19 protein-coding genes are annotated in these 20,356 nt (G+C 57.4%); 11 read left to right on the forward strand and 8 right to left on the reverse strand.

Going from position 1 to position 20,356, the window contains the following annotated elements:
- Nucleotides 1–7: 7 nt before the first annotated feature.
- On the reverse strand, nucleotides 8–895 hold the full coding sequence (locus AC097N_RS13750) for a DMT family transporter (RefSeq protein ID WP_479581775.1): 888 nt from the start codon (nucleotides 893–895) through the stop codon (nucleotides 8–10).
- 16 nt (nucleotides 896–911) lie between these two features.
- The gene (locus tag AC097N_RS13755; RefSeq protein ID WP_479581777.1) at nucleotides 912–2,045 is read right to left on the reverse strand and encodes an aromatic ring-hydroxylating oxygenase subunit alpha; all 1,134 of its coding nucleotides are present in this window, start codon (nucleotides 2,043–2,045) and stop codon (nucleotides 912–914) included.
- Between the two features lie 361 nt (nucleotides 2,046–2,406).
- Here AC097N_RS13755 and xseB point away from each other — a divergent pair, with 361 nt between their 5' ends.
- The 4 genes from xseB to AC097N_RS13775 all read left to right on the forward strand — a co-directional run bounded on the left by xseB (nucleotide 2,407) and on the right by AC097N_RS13775 (nucleotide 6,804).
- The gene (gene xseB / locus AC097N_RS13760; RefSeq protein ID WP_479581779.1) at nucleotides 2,407–2,643 is read left to right on the forward strand and encodes an exodeoxyribonuclease VII small subunit; all 237 of its coding nucleotides are present in this window, start codon (nucleotides 2,407–2,409) and stop codon (nucleotides 2,641–2,643) included.
- A 14-nt stretch (nucleotides 2,644–2,657) separates the two neighbouring features.
- Nucleotides 2,658–3,587: a polyprenyl synthetase family protein gene (locus tag AC097N_RS13765; RefSeq protein WP_479581781.1), complete on the forward strand. Its 930-nt coding sequence runs from the start codon at nucleotides 2,658–2,660 to the stop codon at nucleotides 3,585–3,587.
- Between the two features lie 87 nt (nucleotides 3,588–3,674).
- Nucleotides 3,675–5,573: a 1-deoxy-D-xylulose-5-phosphate synthase gene (gene dxs, locus AC097N_RS13770; protein WP_479581782.1), complete on the forward strand. Its 1,899-nt coding sequence runs from the start codon at nucleotides 3,675–3,677 to the stop codon at nucleotides 5,571–5,573.
- A 151-nt stretch (nucleotides 5,574–5,724) separates the two neighbouring features.
- The gene (locus AC097N_RS13775) at nucleotides 5,725–6,804 is read left to right on the forward strand and encodes a TRAP transporter substrate-binding protein (protein WP_479581784.1); all 1,080 of its coding nucleotides are present in this window, start codon (nucleotides 5,725–5,727) and stop codon (nucleotides 6,802–6,804) included.
- Between the two features lie 82 nt (nucleotides 6,805–6,886).
- Here AC097N_RS13775 and AC097N_RS13780 read toward each other — a convergent pair whose 3' ends face one another.
- The 3 genes from AC097N_RS13780 to AC097N_RS13790 form a co-directional block, all read right to left on the reverse strand.
- Nucleotides 6,887–7,165 carry a hypothetical protein gene (locus AC097N_RS13780; protein WP_479581787.1) on the reverse strand — a complete coding sequence of 93 codons (279 nt, stop codon included), beginning with the start codon at nucleotides 7,163–7,165 and terminating at the stop codon, nucleotides 6,887–6,889.
- 204 nt (nucleotides 7,166–7,369) lie between these two features.
- A complete protein-coding gene (locus AC097N_RS13785; protein ID WP_479581789.1) occupies nucleotides 7,370–8,932 on the reverse strand; it encodes a TRAP transporter large permease in 1,563 nt (520 codons plus the stop codon).
- Between the two features lie 81 nt (nucleotides 8,933–9,013).
- Nucleotides 9,014–9,553: a TRAP transporter small permease subunit gene (locus AC097N_RS13790; protein ID WP_479581791.1), complete on the reverse strand. Its 540-nt coding sequence runs from the start codon at nucleotides 9,551–9,553 to the stop codon at nucleotides 9,014–9,016.
- Between the two features lie 188 nt (nucleotides 9,554–9,741).
- Here AC097N_RS13790 and AC097N_RS13795 point away from each other — a divergent pair, with 188 nt between their 5' ends.
- Nucleotides 9,742–10,176 (forward strand): universal stress protein, encoded by a 435-nt coding sequence (locus AC097N_RS13795; protein WP_479581793.1) that lies wholly within the window; start codon nucleotides 9,742–9,744, stop codon nucleotides 10,174–10,176.
- 62 nt (nucleotides 10,177–10,238) lie between these two features.
- On the forward strand, nucleotides 10,239–11,444 hold the full coding sequence (gene senA / locus AC097N_RS13800; protein WP_479581796.1) for a selenoneine synthase SenA: 1,206 nt from the start codon (nucleotides 10,239–10,241) through the stop codon (nucleotides 11,442–11,444).
- On the opposite strand, the gene AC097N_RS13805 is transcribed toward senA, so the two are convergent.
- The 3 genes from AC097N_RS13805 to AC097N_RS13815 form a co-directional block, all read right to left on the reverse strand.
- Entirely contained in the window at nucleotides 11,441–11,818 is a 378-nt protein-coding gene (locus tag AC097N_RS13805) for a DUF779 domain-containing protein (RefSeq protein ID WP_479581798.1), read from the reverse strand. The genes senA and AC097N_RS13805 overlap by 4 nt on opposite strands.
- A gap of 70 nt (nucleotides 11,819–11,888) precedes the next feature.
- Entirely contained in the window at nucleotides 11,889–13,409 is a 1,521-nt protein-coding gene (gene adh / locus AC097N_RS13810) for an aldehyde dehydrogenase (RefSeq protein ID WP_479581799.1), read from the reverse strand.
- Between the two features lie 259 nt (nucleotides 13,410–13,668).
- Nucleotides 13,669–14,799, reverse strand: coding sequence for a substrate-binding domain-containing protein (locus tag AC097N_RS13815; protein WP_479581801.1), 1,131 nt, complete (start codon nucleotides 14,797–14,799; stop codon nucleotides 13,669–13,671).
- A gap of 102 nt (nucleotides 14,800–14,901) precedes the next feature.
- Between AC097N_RS13815 and AC097N_RS13820 the strand changes: the two genes are divergently transcribed.
- The 5 genes from AC097N_RS13820 to AC097N_RS13840 all read left to right on the forward strand — a co-directional run bounded on the left by AC097N_RS13820 (nucleotide 14,902) and on the right by AC097N_RS13840 (nucleotide 20,354).
- On the forward strand, nucleotides 14,902–15,675 hold the full coding sequence (locus AC097N_RS13820; RefSeq protein ID WP_479581803.1) for an ABC transporter permease: 774 nt from the start codon (nucleotides 14,902–14,904) through the stop codon (nucleotides 15,673–15,675).
- On the forward strand, nucleotides 15,672–16,391 hold the full coding sequence (locus AC097N_RS13825; RefSeq protein WP_479581804.1) for an ATP-binding cassette domain-containing protein: 720 nt from the start codon (nucleotides 15,672–15,674) through the stop codon (nucleotides 16,389–16,391). Before AC097N_RS13820 ends, AC097N_RS13825 begins: the two co-directional genes overlap by 4 nt.
- Nucleotides 16,392–16,399: 8 nt before the next feature.
- Nucleotides 16,400–17,215 (forward strand): ABC transporter substrate-binding protein, encoded by an 816-nt coding sequence (locus AC097N_RS13830; RefSeq protein WP_479582040.1) that lies wholly within the window; start codon nucleotides 16,400–16,402, stop codon nucleotides 17,213–17,215.
- Between the two features lie 206 nt (nucleotides 17,216–17,421).
- On the forward strand, nucleotides 17,422–19,545 hold the full coding sequence (locus tag AC097N_RS13835; RefSeq protein ID WP_479581806.1) for a PAS domain S-box protein: 2,124 nt from the start codon (nucleotides 17,422–17,424) through the stop codon (nucleotides 19,543–19,545).
- A gap of 134 nt (nucleotides 19,546–19,679) precedes the next feature.
- On the forward strand, nucleotides 19,680–20,354 hold the full coding sequence (locus tag AC097N_RS13840) for a PRC-barrel domain-containing protein (RefSeq protein WP_479581809.1): 675 nt from the start codon (nucleotides 19,680–19,682) through the stop codon (nucleotides 20,352–20,354).
- Nucleotides 20,355–20,356: the final 2 nt, after the last annotated feature.

Here is a 20,356-nt window from a genome sequence, read left to right on the forward strand (position 1 = left end):
GTCGGACTCAGTGTTCTTCAGCCGGGGTGTCGGGCAGGGTTCGGGTACGCAAGACCGTGGCAGCCAATCCGCTGAGCACAATCACGCCCATGCCGGCCCAGCCCAGAAGGGGAATCTGGTCGCCGAACAACACCAGGCTGTAGATGGCGGCAAAGACAATGCCTGAATATTGCAGGTTGGCCACCAGCAGGGTGGAGCCCCGGCTGTAAGCGCGGGTCATGGACCATTGGCCCAGTGACGCCAGCACGCCAATGGGCACCAACCAGGCCGTGGCTTGCCAGCTCACCGATGACCAGGGGGTCAGTCCGGTGAAAGCAATGCCCAGGCTGCCCGCCACGGCAGAGCCGACCGAGAAGTAAAACACCGTGCGACCTTCAGGCTCGCCGATTTTCCCCAGGGCGGTCACCTGCATATAAGCCAGCGCAGCCCCCAGCCCCGACAGCAGGCCAATGAGGCCGGCAAAGAGCTGGTTTTGGTCCAGGGTGGGGCGCAGCATCATGACTACGCCGACAAAACCGGCCAGCACCGTGGCCATCAACGGACCCTGACGTTGTGCCTGGCCGTACAGGACGGCACCGCCGACGATGAACGCTGCCACCCACACGCCGCTCATGTAGTTCAGGGTCATGGCTGTGGCCAGAGGCAAATGGGCGATGGCGTAAAACCAGGAGCCCAGCGACAGCACACCAATGGCGCTGCGCCAGGCATGCATCATGGGCACCGGGGTGCGCAGGGGCGTGCCGCGGGCATGCATGACCAGCCCCATGAAAATCACGCTTACCACGCCGCGGTAAAAAACCAGTTCCGAGGTGCTGAAGCTGGCCGACGCCACCTTGATGCCTACACCCATGGTGGCAAAAAAGAAGGAGGCCAGAACCATCCACAGTGCTTGCATGAGGGTCAGCCCCGTGTCACAGCTGAATCTGGCGGCGATACCAGTCGTGAAAGTGCTGCATGCCGTCTTCCATGGGGCTCTGATAAGGCCCCACTTCGTTGTCGCCGCGCATCAACAGCGCCTTGCGACCCGCATCCATGCGTTCGCCGATTTCGTCGTCTTCCAGGCAGGTTTCCATGTAAGCCGCCTGCTGCGCTTCAACAAACTCGCGCTCGAAGGCCTGGATTTCTTCCGGGTAATAGAACTCAACCATGTTCATGGTCTTGTTCACCCCCATGGGATGCAGGGTGGAGACGGTCAGCACATGGGGATACCACTCCACCATGATGTGTGGGTAGTAGGTGAGCCAGATGGCGCCATATTTTGGGGCCTCGCCCTGGCGGTAAGCGTTGAGTGCGTCTTGCCAGCGTTGGTAAGTGGGCGTGCCTGCCTGCCTGGTTTGCGGTGCCACGCCAACGGTCTGGACGGAATAATTCTCCTTGAACTCCCATTGCAGGTCGTCGCAACTCACAAATCCGCCCAGACCGGGATGAAAGGGCCCCACGTGGTAGTCCTCCAGATAAACCTCGATGAAGGTTTTCCAGTTGTAGTTGCATTCATGCATTTCGACCTTGTCGAGTACGAAGCCGTTGAAGTCCAGGTCAGCGCGTGGCCCCATGCCCGCCAGATCGGCGTGGATGTCGCGGCCGTTGTCCTCAAACAGCAGGCCATTCCATTCGCGCAAGGGATAATTATTCAGGTTAAGGCAGGGGTCTTGCGGGAAATGGGGTGCGCCCAGAAGCGTGCCTGCGGGCTGCGCGCCACCACCACTGTAGGTCCAGCGATGAAGGGGGCACACGATGTTGCCCGCGGCCGTGCCGGGCTGGGTATTCTGAATGGAGCCGCGGCCCTGCAGCATCAGCGCCTGGCGATGGCGACAGACGTTGGAGATGAGTTCAATACCTCCTGGCGTGCGCACAAGAGCGCGTCCCTGGGCCTCTTGCGCCAAGGTGGCATAGTCGCCCACGTTGGGCACACTCAGGGCGTGTCCCACATAACGTGGTCCCCGCTGAAAAATTTCCTTGAGTTCACGCTGGTAAAGCGCTTCGTCGAAATAGCTTGAAACGGGCAGTTGGGAGGGGCCTTTTGAAGCAACACTTGGAAGCCGCATGGGTACTACGTTTGCGCTCTTCTCGCGAATCTCATTGCTGCTGTTTTTGCACAATTTTTGCACAACTCGGTCCTTCTAGGATGCAAAAAACCCCTCAGAGAGGGGCTTGAAGGGCAGCTACCTTGAGAGCTGCCGGGACAGCTATTGTATGCCCTGCGTGTATTTTTTCCGTCACAGTTGAGTTTGTTCAGCTTTTGCAAGCCCCCTGATTGAACAACTGTCCTCCTGTGTTTCAAGAAATTTTGTGATTCATTCATATGAATTTGAGGGGTAACAGGGTGGGTTTACCCGCTGTTTTGGTCTCGCTGTACCCCAGCGCCTAAAATAGGATCTTTTTTTGATCCAACCCCACATCCGCCCTATGGCTTCTGCCCCCCGTCCTGTTTCAACCGCCCCGGTCAGTTTTGAAGCCGCTCAGGAGGAGCTTGAGCAACTGGTTGCCCGGCTTGAGTCCGGTGACATGCCGCTGGCGCAACTGCTGACCCAGTACCAACGTGGCGCTGAGTTGCTCAAGTTTTGTCGTGATCGCCTTGAAGCGGTCGAAGAACAAGTCAAAGTTCTTGACCAGGGAGCACTCAAAACATGGACGCCCGAGTGAATCCATCCGCCACGATGGATCTGACTGCCTGGAGCGCGGTGCATCTTCAACGTGTCGAGCGGGCCTTGGATCGCTGGGTCACAACCGATGCGCCCTATGGTCTCGACCATGGGGCGCCAGCCGGGCTGGTCGATGCCATGCGTTACGCTGTACTTGACGGTGGCAAGCGGCTGCGTCCTTTGCTGGTGATGGCTGCCTGGGAGGCCGTTGGTGACGATGCCATGGCGCCCGGAGTTCAGGACAATGAGACCGCATTGCGCGCCGCATGTGCGGTGGAGTTGATTCATGCCTATTCGCTGGTGCATGACGACATGCCCTGCATGGACAACGATGTGTTGCGCCGCGGCAAACCCACGGTGCACGTGAAATATGGTGAAGCCAGTGCCTTGCTCACGGGCGATGCCCTGCAGGCCTTGGCGTTTGAGTTGTTGACACCTGAAATTGCTGTGATGCCGGCAGACCGGCAAGCCCGTCTGTGTCGTTTGCTGGCTCGGGCTGCAGGCAGCGTTGGCATGGCCGGGGGCCAGGCCATTGATCTGGCCAGTGTGGGCCTTGCGTTGACCGAAGACCAGTTGCGCCAGATGCATCGCCTCAAGACGGGTGCGCTGCTGCAGGCCAGCGTGATGATGGGTGCTGCTTGTGGGGATGCGTCAGAGACCGCACGTGCGGCCTTGTATCGTTATGGCGCGGTGGTTGGTTTGGCGTTTCAGGTGGTCGATGACATTCTGGACGTCACTGCTGACTCTGCGACCTTGGGTAAAACAGCGGGCAAGGACGCCGATCAGGACAAGCCCACTTATGTGGCTTTGCTCGGGTTGGAGCGTTCGCGCCTTTACGCGCAGGAATTATTGGATCAAGCGCTGCAAGCGCTGGCCCATAGTGGCTTGGTCCAGACGCAGGCGCTGCAGGGGCTGGCCGAGATGGTGGTCAACCGCGTCAGCTGACCGCTTTGAGGTTTGTTGATGAATATTAGGGAAATAGGCTGCTAGCGCCCGTGAATAGTGCGCCAGTAGCTATAAAAAAGATAGCATATGTCGAATAAACTGTATCCATTGCTGCAAACCATCAATGACCCCGCCGACTTGCGCCGATTGGAGCGTGGTCAATTGGACGTGCTGGCTGCTGAATTGCGCGCCTATGTGCTCCATAGCGTTTCGAAAACCGGTGGTCACTTGAGTTCCAACCTGGGAACGGTCGAGCTGACTGTTGCGTTGCATTACGTTTACAACACGCCCGAAGATCGCCTGGTGTGGGACGTGGGTCACCAGACCTATCCCCACAAGATACTCACCGGGCGGCGCGATCGCATGGACTCCTTGCGTCAACTGGGGGGGCTGAGCGGGTTTCCCCAGCGCGCGGAGAGCGAATACGATGACTTTGGCACGGCGCATTCGAGCACCTCCATTTCTGCTGCACTGGGAATGGCGCTGGCCGCCAAAATCAAAGGCGAAGACCGGCACTCCATCGCCATCATTGGCGACGGTGCCTTGACGGCCGGCATGGCCTTTGAGGCGCTCAACAACGCGGGCGTGGCCGACTGCAATTTGCTGGTCATCCTCAACGACAACGACATGAGCATCAGCCCGCCCGTGGGCGCGCTGAACCGCTACCTGGCCAAGCTCATGAGCGGGCAGTTTTATGCTGCTGCCAAGAATGCGGGCAAGACGGTGCTCAAAGGCGCACCGCCCCTGTTCGAGTTGGCCAAGCGAATTGAAGAGCACGCCAAAGGCATGGTGGTCCCTGCCACGTTGTTCGAGAAATTCGGTTTTAACTACATCGGGCCCATTGACGGCCATGACCTGGATTCGCTGATTCCCACGCTGGAAAACATCAAGCATCTCAAGGGCCCGCAGTTTCTGCACGTGGTGACGAAAAAGGGGCAAGGTTACAAACTGGCCGAGGCAGATCCTGTGGCCTACCACGGTCCCGGCAAGTTTGATCCTGCGGTGGGTCTGCAAAAGCCCAGCACGCCTGGCAAATTGACTTTCACCCAGGTGTTTGGCCAGTGGCTGTGTGACATGGCGGCTCATGACCCTCGGTTGGTGGGCATTACGCCAGCCATGCGTGAGGGTTCTGGCATGGTGGAGTTCGAGAAGCGTTTTCCCGCACGTTACTTCGATGTCGGCATCGCCGAGCAGCATGCGGTTACCTTTGCCGCAGGCTTGGCGTGCGAGGGGCTGAAACCGGTGGTGGCCATTTACTCCACGTTCTTGCAGCGTGCGTATGACCAGTTGATTCACGATGTGGCGATTCAAAACCTGCCGGTGGTCTTTGCCCTGGACCGGGCTGGTCTGGTGGGTGCTGATGGTGCCACGCATGCAGGCGCCTACGACATTGCGTTCCTGCGCTGCATCCCCAACATGAGTGTGGCCTGTCCGTCGGACGAAAATGAATGCCGCCAGCTGCTGTCGTGCGCGTTTGAGCAGGATCATCCCGTGGCGGTGCGCTATCCGCGCGGTGCGGGTGCTGGCGTGGCCGTGCAGACCAGCCTGGCCGCTTTGCCGTTTGGCAAAGGGGAAGTCAAACTGGCCGGAAAAGGCGTCGCGATTCTGGCTTTTGGTTCGCTCTTGTACCCGGCTCTGGAGGCGGCCAAGGCACTCAATGCCACCGTGGTCAACATGCGATGGGCCAAGCCGCTGGATGTCGCGCTGCTGCTCCAGGTAGCGGCCGAACATGACGCGCTGGTGACCGTGGAAGAGGGCGCCATCATGGGCGGCGCGGGCAGCGCTGTTCTGGAGGCTCTGAGTGCCGCTGGCCTTGCCAAACCATTGCTGCAGTTGGGATTGCGCGATGAGTTCATTGAGCATGGCGACGTGACCCATTTGCTGGCCTTGCAGGGGCTGGATGCTGCAGGCATTCAGGCTTCTATCGCCCAGCGATTCGCCTCCTTGATGGAGCCTGGCCGTCCCGTGCTGAAGGCTGTGGCCTGAACTCGACAGCATCCCGTCAGCCCCGCAAGGGAAAACCCCCAACGATGACGGTCGTGCAGGTTTCTACAATCTGTTGTGATTTTCACCAGGCCTTGTCTTGCTTGATCGCAAGATGAGACAAGCATTTAACAACTCTCAAGGAGTGATCTCGATGGATCGTCGTTCCGTAATTAAAAACGCTGGTATCGCTGGCGTGCTGGCTGTTGGCGCTGCGCCTGCAGTGCATGCGCAGGCTGCAGTTCGCTGGCGTCTGTCGTCAAGTTTCCCCAAGGCGTTGGACACCATCTTTGGTGCAGCTGAAACCTTCGCCAAGCATGTCAAGGATATGTCAGGGGGCAAGTTTGAAATCTCTGTCCACGCAGGTGGTGAGATTACGCCTCCTTTTGGAGTTGTCGATGCTGTGCAACAAGGCTCCGTGGAGTGCGCGCACACCGCGCCTTACTATTTCTTTGGAAAAAATGAGGCCTTTGCTCTGGGTTGTGCCATACCTTTTGGCCTGAACAGCCGTCAAATGACGGCCTGGATGTACCAGGGCAACGGCCTGAAGCTCATGCGCGAGTTCTATGCCAAATACAGCATGACCAGTTTCCCGATGGGTAACACGGGTGCCCAGATGGGTGGTTGGTATCGCAAGGAAATCAAGTCTGTGAAAGACCTCAAAGGCTTGAAGTTCCGCACCGGTGGATTCCCTGGAAAAGTGATGGAGCGCATGGGCGTCATTCCTCAAAATATTCCTGGCGGTGAAATCTATACCGCACTGGAAAAAGGAACCATTGATGCTGCCGAGTGGATTGGCCCCTATGACGATCAGAAACTCGGATTCAACAAAGTTGCGCCCTTCTACTATTACCCTGGATGGTGGGAAGGTGGTCCCCAGTTGGATTTGATGATCAACCAGAAGGCGTTTGATGCCTTGTCATCCGAGAACAAGGCTATCGTAGAAAACGCTGCTGCTTATGCCCACCTTGATATGCAAGCCAAGTACGATGCCAAAAATCCGGCAGCGCTCAAGCAATTGGTTGGCTCTGGTACCAAGTTGCGGCCTTTCCCGAATGATGTGATGACGCTTGCCTTCAAGGAAGCCATGGCTCTCTATGACGAGTTGTCTTCAACGAACCAGGATTGGAAGAAAATCTACACGGATTATTCCAAGTTCCGTGCTGACTCCAACTTATGGTTCCGCTTTACTGAGGCCAAGTTCGACAGTTTCATGCAGGCACAAAAACTGTAATCAGCCAGGTCAATAAAAAAACCGCGCTTAGCGCGGTTTTTTTATGCCTGTATTTCCGGTTACCAGGTTTCAGCAATCTCGCTTAACGCTGATTGCGCAGCGCTTTTAGTTCACTTTCAAGCCGTTGAAATTCAGCCAGCATGGTCGGTGCCGCAGCATAGAAAACCGCCAGTTTTCCTGAAAAAGTCTTGGTGTAAAGCCGGGGCGCAATCAACCAGTCCAATCCCCGGAGACGAATGAGTTTGGTGTAGGCCAAGTCGTTCAATTTGACGTGCTTGTCCCAGATCCAGCTCTGTTGCAATGCTGTGCTGTCCAGCGAAGTTGTGCCGCGCAGGATATGCCATTCTGTAAAGACCATCATGCCCAGGGCCGCCAGTAGCCACCCACTGGACTGCAGCGTGAGTACCAATATCCCATCAGCCCACATCTGCCAGGTCCAGCCTGCAGCCAGTGTCACAAGGAGCACTGCAATGACCTTGAAAGGCGTTGAAAACGCGCTGCATACAAGGCGCCCGCCTGACGGGTTGAACATGAATTTCGGTGAATCGTTCACAGTCAAATGCACTTATTTTTTGAAGAGATCATCGATCTTTTTCTGCTCATCAGCCGCTGTTTTTTCAGCTTCTTTTTCAGCAGCCTCAGCATCCTCTGGCGTACCTTCTGCTGACGGTTGTAATTCACCTGATTTCATTGCTGCGCCTTGCACAGGTTCATCAGCAGGCATTTCAATCGTGACCTTGTCAATGTCAACGACAACGTCCTTATCGAGAAACATGGTGACGGACTGTGGCACGAAGATCACCACGAAAACCAAGATGATTTGCATGATGACCCAAGGAATGGCGCCCATGTAAATATCGTTCGATTTGACGGGTACGGGAATGCGTTTGTCTTTGAAAAGAGTGTCTGCAATACCACGCAGGTAAAACAATGCAAAGCCAAACGGCGGGTGCATAAAACTGGTCTGCAGGTTGACACATAGCAGCACTCCAAACCAGATCAGGTCAATGCCCATCTTGTCTGCCACCGGGGCAAGCATGGGTACGATGATGAAGGCAATTTCAAAGAAGTCGAGGAAGAAGGCCAGAAAGAAGACAAAAACGTTGACAACGATCAGGAAGCCGATTTGGCCACCTGGCAGACCTGTAAGCAAGTGCTCGACCCACTTGGCGCCATCCACCCCTTGAAAAACCTGACTGAACACCCTTGAGCCAATCAATATGAAAACGACCATGGCGGTCAGCCGCATGGTGCCGGACATTGCCTCCCAGATTAAGGCTTTGGTCAGTCGTTTTGACATTGCAGCCAGAATCAATGCGCCCACGACACCCATGGCGCCCGCTTCTGTCGGCGTTGCAATGGCGGTTTCCTGAAGCGGCAATCCACCCATGGAGCCGAGCACCGTAAAAATCAGAACGGCCGAGGGCACGATGCCGCGCAAACATTTCCTCCAGAGTGCCCAGCCATTCAGCGTTCGCTCTGTGACGGGAATCGCCGGCAGATAGGTCGGCTTGATTCTGGTCAGCATGAATGTGTACAGTGCAAACATGCCTACCTGCAGCAACGATGGCCCCCATGCCCCCTTGTACATATCGCCCACTGGACGACCTAACTGGTCAGCCAGTACCACCAGAACCAGTGACGGCGGGACCAGTTGGGTGATGGTGCCCGATGCAGCCAACACCCCGGTGGCATAACGCATGTTGTAGTTGTACTTCATCATGACCGGAAGTGAGATCAGCGCCATAGCGATCACCTGTCCCGCTACTGTGCCTGTAATTGCGCCCAGAATGAAGCCGACGATGATGACTGAATAGCCAATACCGCCGCGTTTGGGGCCAAAAAGCTGGCCCATGGAGTCCAGCATATCCTCAGCCAATCCGCATTTCTCCAGAATCGTTCCCATGAACGTGAAGAAGGGAATCGCCAGCAGCAACTCATTGTTCAATATTGAGAAGATTGAAATCGGCAGGTTGCCCATGAATGCGGCCGGAAACCAACCCATTTGTATCGCGTAAAAGCCACTGGCCAGGCCCAGTGCCGCCAGCGAAAAGGCGACCGGAAAGCCGATCAACATGATGACCACCAAGCCCGCAAACATGACGGGTGGGAAATTTTCCATTTGCATATCTAGTTCCTGAATCTCAAATCGGGGGAGTGGGCTTGACGCGCTGCTGGCGTAAGACGACCAGGTGGCGAAAAAAAGACCTTACTGCAGGGGCTTTTCGTAATGTGTGTCCATCTGGAAATGGCCTTGGAGGTACGCAATGCGCTTGATAATTTCAGCCAGCCCTTGCATCAGCATCATCGCGAATCCCAGAGGCAGTGCCATCACTGCAGGCCACCGGATCAGCCCGCCCGCATTTTGCGACATTTCGCCCGACATCAGGGCATTCATGAAATATGACCAAGACAGGTAGAGCAGAAGGGTGACTACGGGCAGCAAGAAAACGACGAGCCCAAACAAGTCAACATACACAGGCCGGTTGCCCTTCAGCTTGCCGTAAATCAGGTCCACGCGGACATGCTCATTGAGTTTGAGCACAATCGGCGCACCTACCATCACCATGTAGGCAAACAGGTACCACTGAATTTCGATGAAGGAGTTAGAACTCCAGTCAAACCCGTACCTCACAAAGGCGTTTGCCGCGCTGATCAGGGCTGCGAAAAGTACAGTCCATGACGCCAATACGCCAAATTTTTCGCTGATCCAGTCCATGCCGAGCGCGAATTTCAATAAGGCTGCCACAGTTATTCTCCAATAGTCATTTATAAATAGCCGCACGATGCTTCATCGTCACGGTCAACGCGTGGATGGTGCCTGAAAGCCCTGTTGAAAACCTGACGCTTGATCTCAGTGTTTACCCTTGGTTTTGCTCAAGGTGATCTGTCCCAAGGATAAGATGGCTCAACTTAGAAAGAACTTTGAGCCCCACCATGTTTAAACACATTCTCTTACCCACCGACGGTTCAGACTCCTCCATGCGTGCTGTTGAGAAAGGCGCAGAGCTGGCGCGCGCCTTAGGTGCTGACGTCACTTTGATGACGGCTATTGAACAATACCCGGTAGGCATGATGGGTAGAAGCTATCGTGCAGAGGATAACCCCATGCATCAGGCAGCTCGGGATGCGGCACTCCATTGGCTGGCCGCAGCGCAAGCCGTTTTAACGAAATACGCTATCCAGGCCAAGCATTTAATATTGCAGGACCGCAGTGTTTACCAGAGCATTTTGGAGGCCGCTGAAAAATCGGAAGCCGACTTGATCATCATGGGTTCTCACGGGGCTGGAGCCTTGGAGCGCCTTTTGGTGGGCAGTCAGACTCAGCGGGTGTTAGCTCACACAAGTATTCCTGTGCTTGTGTTGCGTTAATCCCCTATCTTTTTGTGTCTACTTTTCCTGTATCCCTGGTATCAAATATAGATTCACCAGCCATGCGACACGCCAGCGGCGACTTGCTTTCGCTGGCCCTCATGGACGCACGCAATCACACCTTGCATTTGATCGGGCAGTATGAAGCCGCATTGGGGTCTCCACGTCTGACGGTGCCTTGTCTGGCTGAACTCAACCCACCCTTGTGGGAGCTTGGGCACATCGGCTGGTTTCAGGAGTGGTGGCTAGGCCGCAATCTTCAGCGCCATCTGGGGCGGCACTGCGACCCTTCCGGACCCCGATTGGCCTCCATCGAGCCGCACGCTGACCGATGGTGGAACTCATCGCAGGTACCGCACGACAGACGATGGACACTTGATTTGCCGGATTTGTCCGGCCTTAAATCCTATCTGCTGGACACGCTTGAATCCACGCTGGACCTTCTGGAAAAAGCCCCGGACGAGGACAATGCGCTGTACTTCTACCGGCTGGCGCTGTTTCATGAAGACATGCATGCCGAGGCCCTGATTTACTCAGCACAGACGCTGGACTTGCCCTTGGGCTTGAACATGCCGGGCCCGGGCCCGGCGCGGGAGCCCTTGCTGGTGCCCGCCACGCGCTGGCAACTTGGCCGGGATGTGGACCCTGGTTTCGCATTCGACAACGAGTGTCCAGCCCACGAGGTCCCGGTGCCTGAGTTTGAGATTGATGCGCAGGTGGTGACCTGGGCGCAATTCGTGGAGTTTGTGGATGATGGTGGCTATGATCGCCCCGAATTGTGGCACCCCCAGGGTTGGCAGTGGGTTCAGGGCAAGGCTTCCGCTGGCGAACACCGGGCGCCTCGCTACGTGGACCAGATTGGTGTGGCCAGTGGTGCGGTGATGCAAACCCGTTTCGGAACGCTCAGGCGCATGCAGGGCGGCCAGCCCGTGATGCATGTGAGCTGGTGGGAAGCTGATGCCTGGTGCCGATGGGCGGGGCGACGCCTGCCCGCCGAGGTGGAGTGGGAGGTGGCTGCGCACACCGCAGGGCGGCGTGGCTTTCGATGGGGTGAGGTCTGGGAGTGGACTGGGACCACTTTCCGGGGCTACCCCGGGTTTTCTGCGGACCCCTACCGCGACTATTCCGAGCCCTGGTTTGACACCCACAAGGTGTTGCGGGGCGCCTCTTTTGCGACGCGCGCCCGCATGAAGCACCCGAAATACCGCAATTTCTATGCGCCTGGGCGCAACGATATCTTTACCGGCTTTCGGTCTTGTGCGCTCTAGCTACCCCGGTTCGCGTCTTCTGCCAAAACTTCGGCCAGTTCTGAATCGCTGAACACCCGTGAGCGGGTGTGAAAGGCTTTGCCTTCCGGTCCTTCAAGCGAGAACGTGCCGCCGTGGCCGTCGATCACGTCGATGATCAATTGCGTGTGCTTCCAGTACTCATATTGCGATTTTCCGATGTAGAAAGGGCATCCGCCGATGTCCCCCAGGTACACATCACCGGCACCCATGGTGATTTCGCCGGGCAGGTAGCAATTGGCCGCGCTGTTGTCGCAGCAGCCGCCCGATTGATGGAACATGAGGTTGCCATGTTTTGTCTTGAGAAACTCGACCAGTTCGAGTGCCGCGTCGGTCGCAATGACTTTTTCAACCATGTGAATCTCCATGTAAAAAGGGGGGCGGTTGCCCGCCCCCTTTGGGATTGAACCGTTGCGTGGCCCGTGATCAGAAAAAGCCGAGTTTTTGCTCGCTGTAGCTGACCAACAAGTTCTTGGTCTGCTGGTAGTGGTTGAGCATCATCTTGTGGTTTTCGCGGCCCACGCCTGATTCCTTGTAGCCACCAAAGGCTGCGTGTGCCGGGTAGGCGTGGTAGCAGTTGGTCCACACACGGCCTGCCTTGATGGCACGGCCCATGCGGTAAGCCACATTGCCGTTGCGGCTCCACACGCCGGCACCCAATCCGTACAAGGTGTCATTGGCGATTTCAAGCGCTTCGGCCTCGTCCTTGAACGTGGTGACGGCCAGCACGGGTCCAAAGATTTCTTCCTGGAAAATGCGCATCTTGTTGTGCCCCTTGAATAGGGTGGGCTGCACGTAGTAGCCACCCTCCAGGTCACCACCCAGGTGAGCCTGGCCGCCACCGATCAGCAGCTCAGCGCCTTCCTGCTTGCCCAGGTCCAGGTAGGACATGATCTTGGTCATTTGCTCTTTGGAGGCTTGTGCACCCATCATGGTGTCGGTGTCCAAGGGGTTGCCCTGCTTGATGGCCGCAACACGTTTGAGGACGCGTTCCATGAACTTGTCATAGATCGACTCTTGAATCAACGCACGTGACGGGCAGGTGCAGACCTCGCCCTGGTTGAAGGCAAACAGCACCATGCCTTCAATCGCTTTGTCCAGGAAGCCGTCGTCCTTGTCCATCACATCGGCAAAAAAGATGTTGGGTGATTTGCCACCGAGTTCCAGCGTGGCAGGAATCAGGTTGTTGGCAGCGGCCTGGGCGATCACACGGCCTGTGGTGGTGGAACCGGTGAACGCGATCTTGGCAATGCGGCGGCTGGTGGCCAGAGGCATGCCGGCTTCGCGCCCATAACCGTTGACGATATTGAGGACACCCGGTGGCAGCAAGTCGGCAATGAGTTCGGCCAGGACCAGCAAGCTGATCGGGGTTGACTCGGCAGGCTTCAATACCACGCAGTTGCCCGCACCAATGGCAGGCGCCAGTTTCCAGGCGGCCATGAGGATGGGGAAGTTCCAGGGAATGATCTGACCGACCACGCCCAGGGGTTCCTGAAAGTGGTAAGCCACGGTGTCGCCATCGAGGTCGCTCAAGCCGCCTTCTTGTGCGCGCACGCAGCCTGCGAAATAGCGGAAGTGGTCGACCGACAAAGGAATGTCGGCGTTCAACGTTTCGCGAATGGGTTTGCCGTTGTCGATGGTTTCTGCGTAAGCCAGAAGTTCGAGGTTGGCCTCAATACGGTCGGCGATCTTGAGCAGAATGTTGGAGCGCTCGGTGGGGGAGGTACGGCCCCATTGGTCGGCCGCTGCATGGGCCGCGTCGAGTGCGAGGTCAATGTCTTCGGCGGTGGAGCGTGCTGCCTGGGTGTAGACCTTGCCAGAAACGGGGGTGATGACGTCGAAATATTCACCTTTGAGCGGAGCAACGAATTTGCCGCCGATGAAGTTGTCGTAGCGAGCTTTGAATGCGATTTTTGCGCCGGCGGTACCGGGAGCTGCGTAGATCATTGTGTGTCCTCGTTGTTGATAATTTTTCAAAGTTTTCCCTTGCGGGCCAATCTCTATATCAAGTCTCGTGCCAACACACGGCAAAGGCGTAAGTCGCTTGATTTCAAACAACTTTTGTCATGCATGACACCGCCAGGCGCCGACTTGGCATTGCTCCAAAAGGAGACACACTGTCACAGTCCTCAACAAATGACGCGGCCTGCAATAGGCATGTCATTTCATAGGTTCGTGTCGCAAAATTGAGGTAAAGATCAGTACGCTAGACCTCGTCGTGTGCATGTGCTTTTTGCTGTCGGTAGTCCCACCACGGCAGCACCCGGCGCATAGACAAAACCTCTCCGCTTTGCAGGGCAACATGGCCCGGAATCCTGGCGATTTCCTGCTGCCACTCGGTCGTTTTCAGCAGCGTCAAAAGGGCCTGAATGCAGGGTTGCACCAGCGCCGACTTGAGGCAGACGAGGTGGTAACGCTCATCGGCCAATGGCACAAAGTCAAGGCCGGCGCGACGGGCGGCTACTTCAATACCCAGCCCTGCATCGGCCTGACCTGATGCCACGGCATTGGCAATGGCGGCATGCGAGGGCTCCGTGTGCTCATACCCATGGATGTCAATGGCAGCCAAATGGGCTTGCACCATCAACTCTTCCAGAATCACGCGCGTGCCTGCCCCCAAGGCGCGATTGGAAAAACGGGCGCGCTGGCGAGCGATGTCTTGCAGTGATTGCAGACCCAGCGGGTTTCCCTTCGCCACCATCAGTCCCTGCGTGCGCTGGGCAAACCCGATGATCTTGTGCTGGCCAGGCTGCAGCAGCGGTTTGTAGGTGCGCTCGGTCAGCGTTTTGCTGCCTGTGTTGTGCAAGGTGTGAAAGCCCGCCATGACGCAGCGGCCTTCGTTGAGGGCGCGAATGGCGTCCACGCTCCCGGTAAAACGGATGTCCAGATGCAACTGGCCGCGGCCCTGGCGAGGGCCCTGCATCAGGGCATGTTCGCGCAAGGCGCTCAGGGCGTCATCGTGGCTTGCGTACAGCGTGACGACGTGGCTGGAGTCGTCAAAGGCCACGGCGAATGTTCGTTCAAGTTCGGCGCGCAGGGCTTCTATTTGGGGGGCCAGGCGGGCCTGGGCCTGGCGCTCGGCCCACATCAGCTTGGCGCCGAATTCGGTCAGGCGCGCTGATTGGCCTTTTTCCCACACCACGAGTTCGTTGCCCAGTTCTTTTTCCCAGCGCTTGAGCTCCCCCCAGACGTGGCGGTACGACAGGTTGAGTGCGCGGGCGCCCGCCGAAATGGATCCATGGGCCGAGACCGCCTGCAGCAGATCGATCAAGGGGTTGCGCACCAGCGCGGGACTGATGTCGCGAGAGAGGGTGTAGTGGAGTTGGAGCCTATGCACGGCGGTTCATATCGCAGGTAATTAAATCGAAAGCTACGATACCGCAATCGGACGACGCCATCGCGCCAGGGCGTGGCGACAAGTTCAGCAAGGCATTCGGACATGACAACCATCACCAGCAGCGCGAGTACGGCGCTGCAACTCATCGGGTCTTTGGATCCCGGCCTGATGTCGATCGTCGGGCGCTCGCTGTCGGTCAGCGCTTTGGCCTGTGCCATCGCCTGCGTGGTGGGGCTGGGTATGGGGGCCTGGCTGGGTGTGGTGCGCTTTGCTGGTCGCACGGTGGTGCTTACGTTGCTCAATACGTTTCTGGCCGTGCCCTCGGTGGTGGTGGGCCTGCTGGTTTACCTGTTGTTGTCCCGCTCCGGGCCGCTGGGTTATCTGGGCTGGCTTTTTTCATTCAAGGCGATGGTGCTGGCGCAGGCCTTGCTGGTGCTGCCCGTGGTCACGGCCCTGACGCGCCAGGCGGTTGAAGATGCTGAAAATACCCATGGTGAACAATTGCAATCGCTGGGAGCGAGGCCCTTTCTGCGCAGCCTGCTGCTCGCATGGGATGAGCGCTATGCCTTGCTCACGGTGGTGATTGCGTCCTTTGGGCGCGCGATTTCCGAAGTGGGCGCGGTGATGATCGTGGGCGGCAATATCGATGGCTTCACCCGCGTGATGACCACCGCCATTGCGCTGGAAACCAGCAAGGGCGACTTGCCACTTGCCTTGGGCCTGGGCTTGATCCTGCTGGCTGTGGTGCTGATGCTCAATGTTCTGATTGCGCTGGTGCGGCGCTGGCGCGAGCGCTCGGAGTTGGTCGACGGCGCGCAGGCGACGCGGGAGCCTGACCCGGTACGGGCCTTGCCCGCGTTGGGGGTGACCCCGTGAGGCCCGTCATTCGCCTGACGTCGGCCAATGTGCATTTTGGGCGTCCGGCGACCGCCGTACGGGCACTGTCCGATGTTTCGCTGAGCATTCATCCGGGTGAACGGGTGGCCCTGGTGGGGGCCAATGGCTGTGGCAAGAGTACCTTGTTGCGTCTGTTGCATGGGCTGGCTTCCCCTACGGCGGGCGAGGTGGAACGGGATCCGTCCGTGCGCCAGGCCATGCTCTTTCAGCGTCCGTATCTCCTGCGTCTCTCAGTACAAGGCAATATTGCCCTCGGCTTGTGGCTGCGCGGAACCCCCTGGGGCGAGGCGAAGAGGCTGGCCCTGGCTGCTTTGGCCCGGGTTGGACTGACAGAACTGTGCTGGCGCAGCGCGCGTCAGCTTTCGGGCGGCCAGCAGCAGCGTGTGGCCTTGGCGCGGGCCTGGGCGCTGAGCCCGCACATGCTCCTGTTGGACGAACCGACGGCCAGCCTGGACCCCCACGCCAAGCGTGAAGTGGAGGCATTGATTGATGAGTTTTCCGCCGGTCGCTCCGACATGACGCTGGTGTTTTCAAGCCATAACCTGGGTCAGGTGAAGCGATTGGCCAGCCGGGTCATTTATTTGGAGCATGGCCGTGTGTTGGCCGATTTGCCAGTGGCCGATTTTTTCAGCGGGCCTTTGTTGCAAAACAGATACCCCGCAGCCTATTTGTTTGTCAAAGGAGAGTCAGTGTGAAGATTTTTATGCCTTTTAGGGCTGTAGCCATTGTTCAGCTTGCGGGAGTAGCTATTATTTGTATAGCATCTCTCGCCTCGCATGCGCAATCCATCGTGATGGCGTCCACCACCTCGACCGAGCAATCAGGCCTGTTTTCGCATTTGTTGCCAGAGTTCAAAAAGGCCAGTGGGCTGGACGTGAAGGTGGTGGCGCTCGGTACCGGCCAGGCGCTGGACATGGGGCGCCGGGGCGATGCCGATGTGCTGTTTGTGCACGACCAGGCGGCTGAAGAAAAAATTGTGGCCGATGAGTTTGCCGTCAAACGCTACCCCGTCATGTACAACGATTTTGTGCTGATCGGGCCTGCAGCAGACCCGGCCAAAACCCGTGGCAAAGACATTGTGGAGGCACTCAAAAAGCTGTCCGCCCATGGCGCCAGCTTCATCTCGCGTGGTGACAAGAGTGGCACCCATGCGGCCGAGCTTCGTTTCTGGAAGCTGGCCGACCTGCCTGATACCAAGGGCGGTGGCTACAAAGAGTGTGGTTGCGGGATGGGGCCGGCGCTCAATATCGCGTCCAGCAGTGGCGCCTATACGCTGGCGGACCGTGGCACCTGGCTCAACTTCAAAAACCGGGGCGATTTGACGGTGCTGGTGGAGGGCGACACCCGGCTCTTCAATCAATACGGCGTCATGGTGGTCAACCCGGTCAAACATCCCCATGTCAAAGCGGCTGATGCCCAGAAGTTTGTCGATTGGGTGGTCTCAGTGCCAGGGCAGGCCGTTATCGCGCAATACAAGATCGGTGGCGAGCAACTCTTCTTTCCAAACGCCGGTAAGTAAGTGGCATGCGGGGGCGCCGTGCCCCTTTTTCGGGCGCCTATGTGCGCTGGCGCACATACGCCACGATCCACAAAGGGGATCATCAATTCAGTATTCCCCTGCGCTGCCTCGTACCCTCTATTCGCGGAAGCCACACATTCCTGATTTCGGCTCGACAAGCGCAGCTGTCCACACGGACCCTTGCACGTTTTTCACAGAAACAGGTTATGCCCACAAAAACAAAAAATCCCGTCCTTGCCGGGGAAGTTGACAAGGATGAGGGCGTGAGCGAAGCCCAGCAGCAGGAGACACTGCTAAAGACCGGCGCGCTGCAGAGTGCGATCTTCAACAGTGCCAACTTTTCCAGCATTGCCACCGATGCCAAAGGCGTCATCCAGATTTTCAATGTCGGCGCCGAGCGCATGCTGGGCTTTGATGCGGCGGACGTGGTCAACAAGATCACGCCTGCGGATATTTCCGACCCTCGGGAGTTGGTGGCGCGCGCCAGGACCCTGAGTGCCGAACTCGACACCGTGATCACCCCGGGCTTTGATGCCCTGGTGTTCAAGGCCTCGCGCGGGATTGAGGATATTTATGAGCTCACCTACATCCGCAAGGATGGCAGCCGCTTCCCGGCAGTGGTGTCGGTCACAGCGCTGCGTGATGCGCAGGATGCCATCATTGGCTACCTGCTGATTGGCACCGACAACACGGCACGCAAACAAATTGAAGAGGAGCGCAAGAAGCTGGACCAGCGTTTGCGTGACCAGCAGTTCTATACACGCTCGTTGATCGAATCCAACATCGATGCGATCATGACGACGGATCCGTCCGGCATCATTTCAGATGTCAACAAGCAGATGGAGGCGCTCACCGGGTGTACCCGTGACGAATTGATTGGCGCGCCGTTCAAGAACTACTTTACCGATCCTGACCGGGCCGAGGCCGGTATCAAACGGGTGTTGAACGAAAACAAGTTGACCAACTACGAGCTCACGGCCCGCGCGCGGGACGGCAAGGAAACCGTGGTGTCCTGCAACGCCACCACTTTTTATGATCGCGACCGCAATCTGCAAGGCGTGTTTGTCGCCGCACGCGACGTGACCGAGAGAAAGTTGCTTGACCAGGTGTTGCAGGAGAACAATGTTGAACTGAAAAGCGCCAAGTCCGCCGCAGAAAAAGCCAACCTCGCCAAATCAGATTTCCTGTCCAGCATGAGCCATGAATTGCGCTCGCCGCTCAATGCCATTCTGGGTTTTGCCCAACTCATGGAGTCAGGCGTTCCGGCACTTACGCCTTCGCAAAAGCGCAGTACCAACCAGATTCTGCAAGCGGGTTGGTACCTGCTGGAATTGATCAATGAAATCCTCGATCTGGCGTTGATCGAGTCTGGAAAACTGTCGCTCTCGCCAGAGCCGATGTCGCTGGCTGAGGTGTTGCAGGAGTGCGAGGCCATGGTGGGTCCTCAGGCCCAAAAGCGGGACATCCATGTGTCTTTTCCCGCGCTGGTGGCGCCTTACTTCGTGCGGGCTGACCGCACACGGGTGAAGCAGGTGCTGATCAATCTTCTGTCCAACGCCATCAAGTACAACCGGGTCGGTGGAGCGGTGGCGGTGACGCTTGACGCGCTCGCGTCCGGTCGGCTGCGGGTGTCGGTTGAGGATACGGGCGAAGGCCTGACCACTGAAAAAATAGCGCAGCTTTTTCAACCCTTTAACCGGCTGGGTCAAGAAGCCAATGCGGAGGAGGGAACCGGCATCGGGTTGGTCGTGTGCAAGCGCCTGGTCGAGCTGATGGGTGGCGTGATCGGCGTCGAAAGCACGGTCGGCAGGGGCAGTGTCTTCTGGTTCGAGATGGACCTGACGTCCGAGCGGCGGCACGCCGGTGGTGCGGCAGAAATCTCGGCAGCCATTGCAGAGCCTGCGCAACTTGAATCGCAGATGTACACCCTGCTGTACGTGGAAGACAACCCTGCCAATCTGATGCTGGTCGAAGACCTGATTGAGCGCCGATCAAACATGTGCCTGCTGTCGGCCAGAGACGGCAACAGCGGCATCACCATGGCCAAAAAGTCACAACCCGATGTCATCTTGATGGACATCAACTTGCCCGGTATCAGCGGGATCACGGCGCTGCGCATCTTGTCTGAGGATATTGCTACTGCTCACATACCGGTGGTGGCGCTCAGTGCCAACGCCATGCCCCGCGATATCGAGAAAGGGCTGGAAGCGGGGTTCTTTCGTTACCTCACCAAACCGATTCGTGTGAAAGAATTCATGGACACCCTGGACGAGGCCCTGTTGTTTTCAAAATCGATATCGCTGTTGGCCCAGGAAGCTGAGAAAACCTGAACGGCGGCACGACAACTGTGCGGTGTGTTTCCCTTTCAATGGCGGGGATGGTCACTGTATGTGTTGTGCCGTACAGATCGTTTGGGTCTTTTTCGTTCAAATAGCTCCTTGCTGAAATACAAAGGATTCGATCTATGAAAACTCATCTGTCTGCAGTTTTGCTTGGGATCGTCTGGTTTTCAAGTGCGGCAGGGTTGGTCCAGGCGCAGGTGGCCGGTACAACCATCAACAGTTCGCCCCATGGCGAGGCCAGTGGGCTTGCACATGGCTGGAGCGCCAAAAAGAGCATCTTCGGCAAGGCGGTGTACAACGACAACGGCGTCAAGATCGGCAAAGTGGAAGATCTGATCATTGCGCCAGACAGGAACGTGTCCTATGTCATCGTTGGCGCGGGCGGTTTTATCGGACTGGGGCGACATGACGTGGCCATTCCGATATCCCGCATTCAGGCGCAGGAAGGACGAATCGTGATGCCTGGGGCAACCCGGCAATCCATTGAGTCCATGCCCGCCTTCGAATACACCAGTGACGCAGAACTGCGCACCAAGTTCATCGCCGGTGCGGAAAGAGATATCACCAAGGCGAAAGAACGAGTCGCTGAAATGCAGAGCCAGGCCTTGCTCGCGGCGGGTGACCTCAAAACCCGTCTGGAAGCTCAGGCGGTCAATGTTCTGTTTCAGTTGAGGGCGGCAGAAGGGAGTCTTGCCGACATGAAGCAGGCCAGTGCAGGTCGGTGGAGGGAGTTGGAAAACCATGCGACTGAAAACCTGGTCAGGCTCCGTAAATCACTGGACGCCCCAAGCGTTTAGAC

The organism is Rhodoferax sp. LS1R11 (assembly GCF_056521395.1).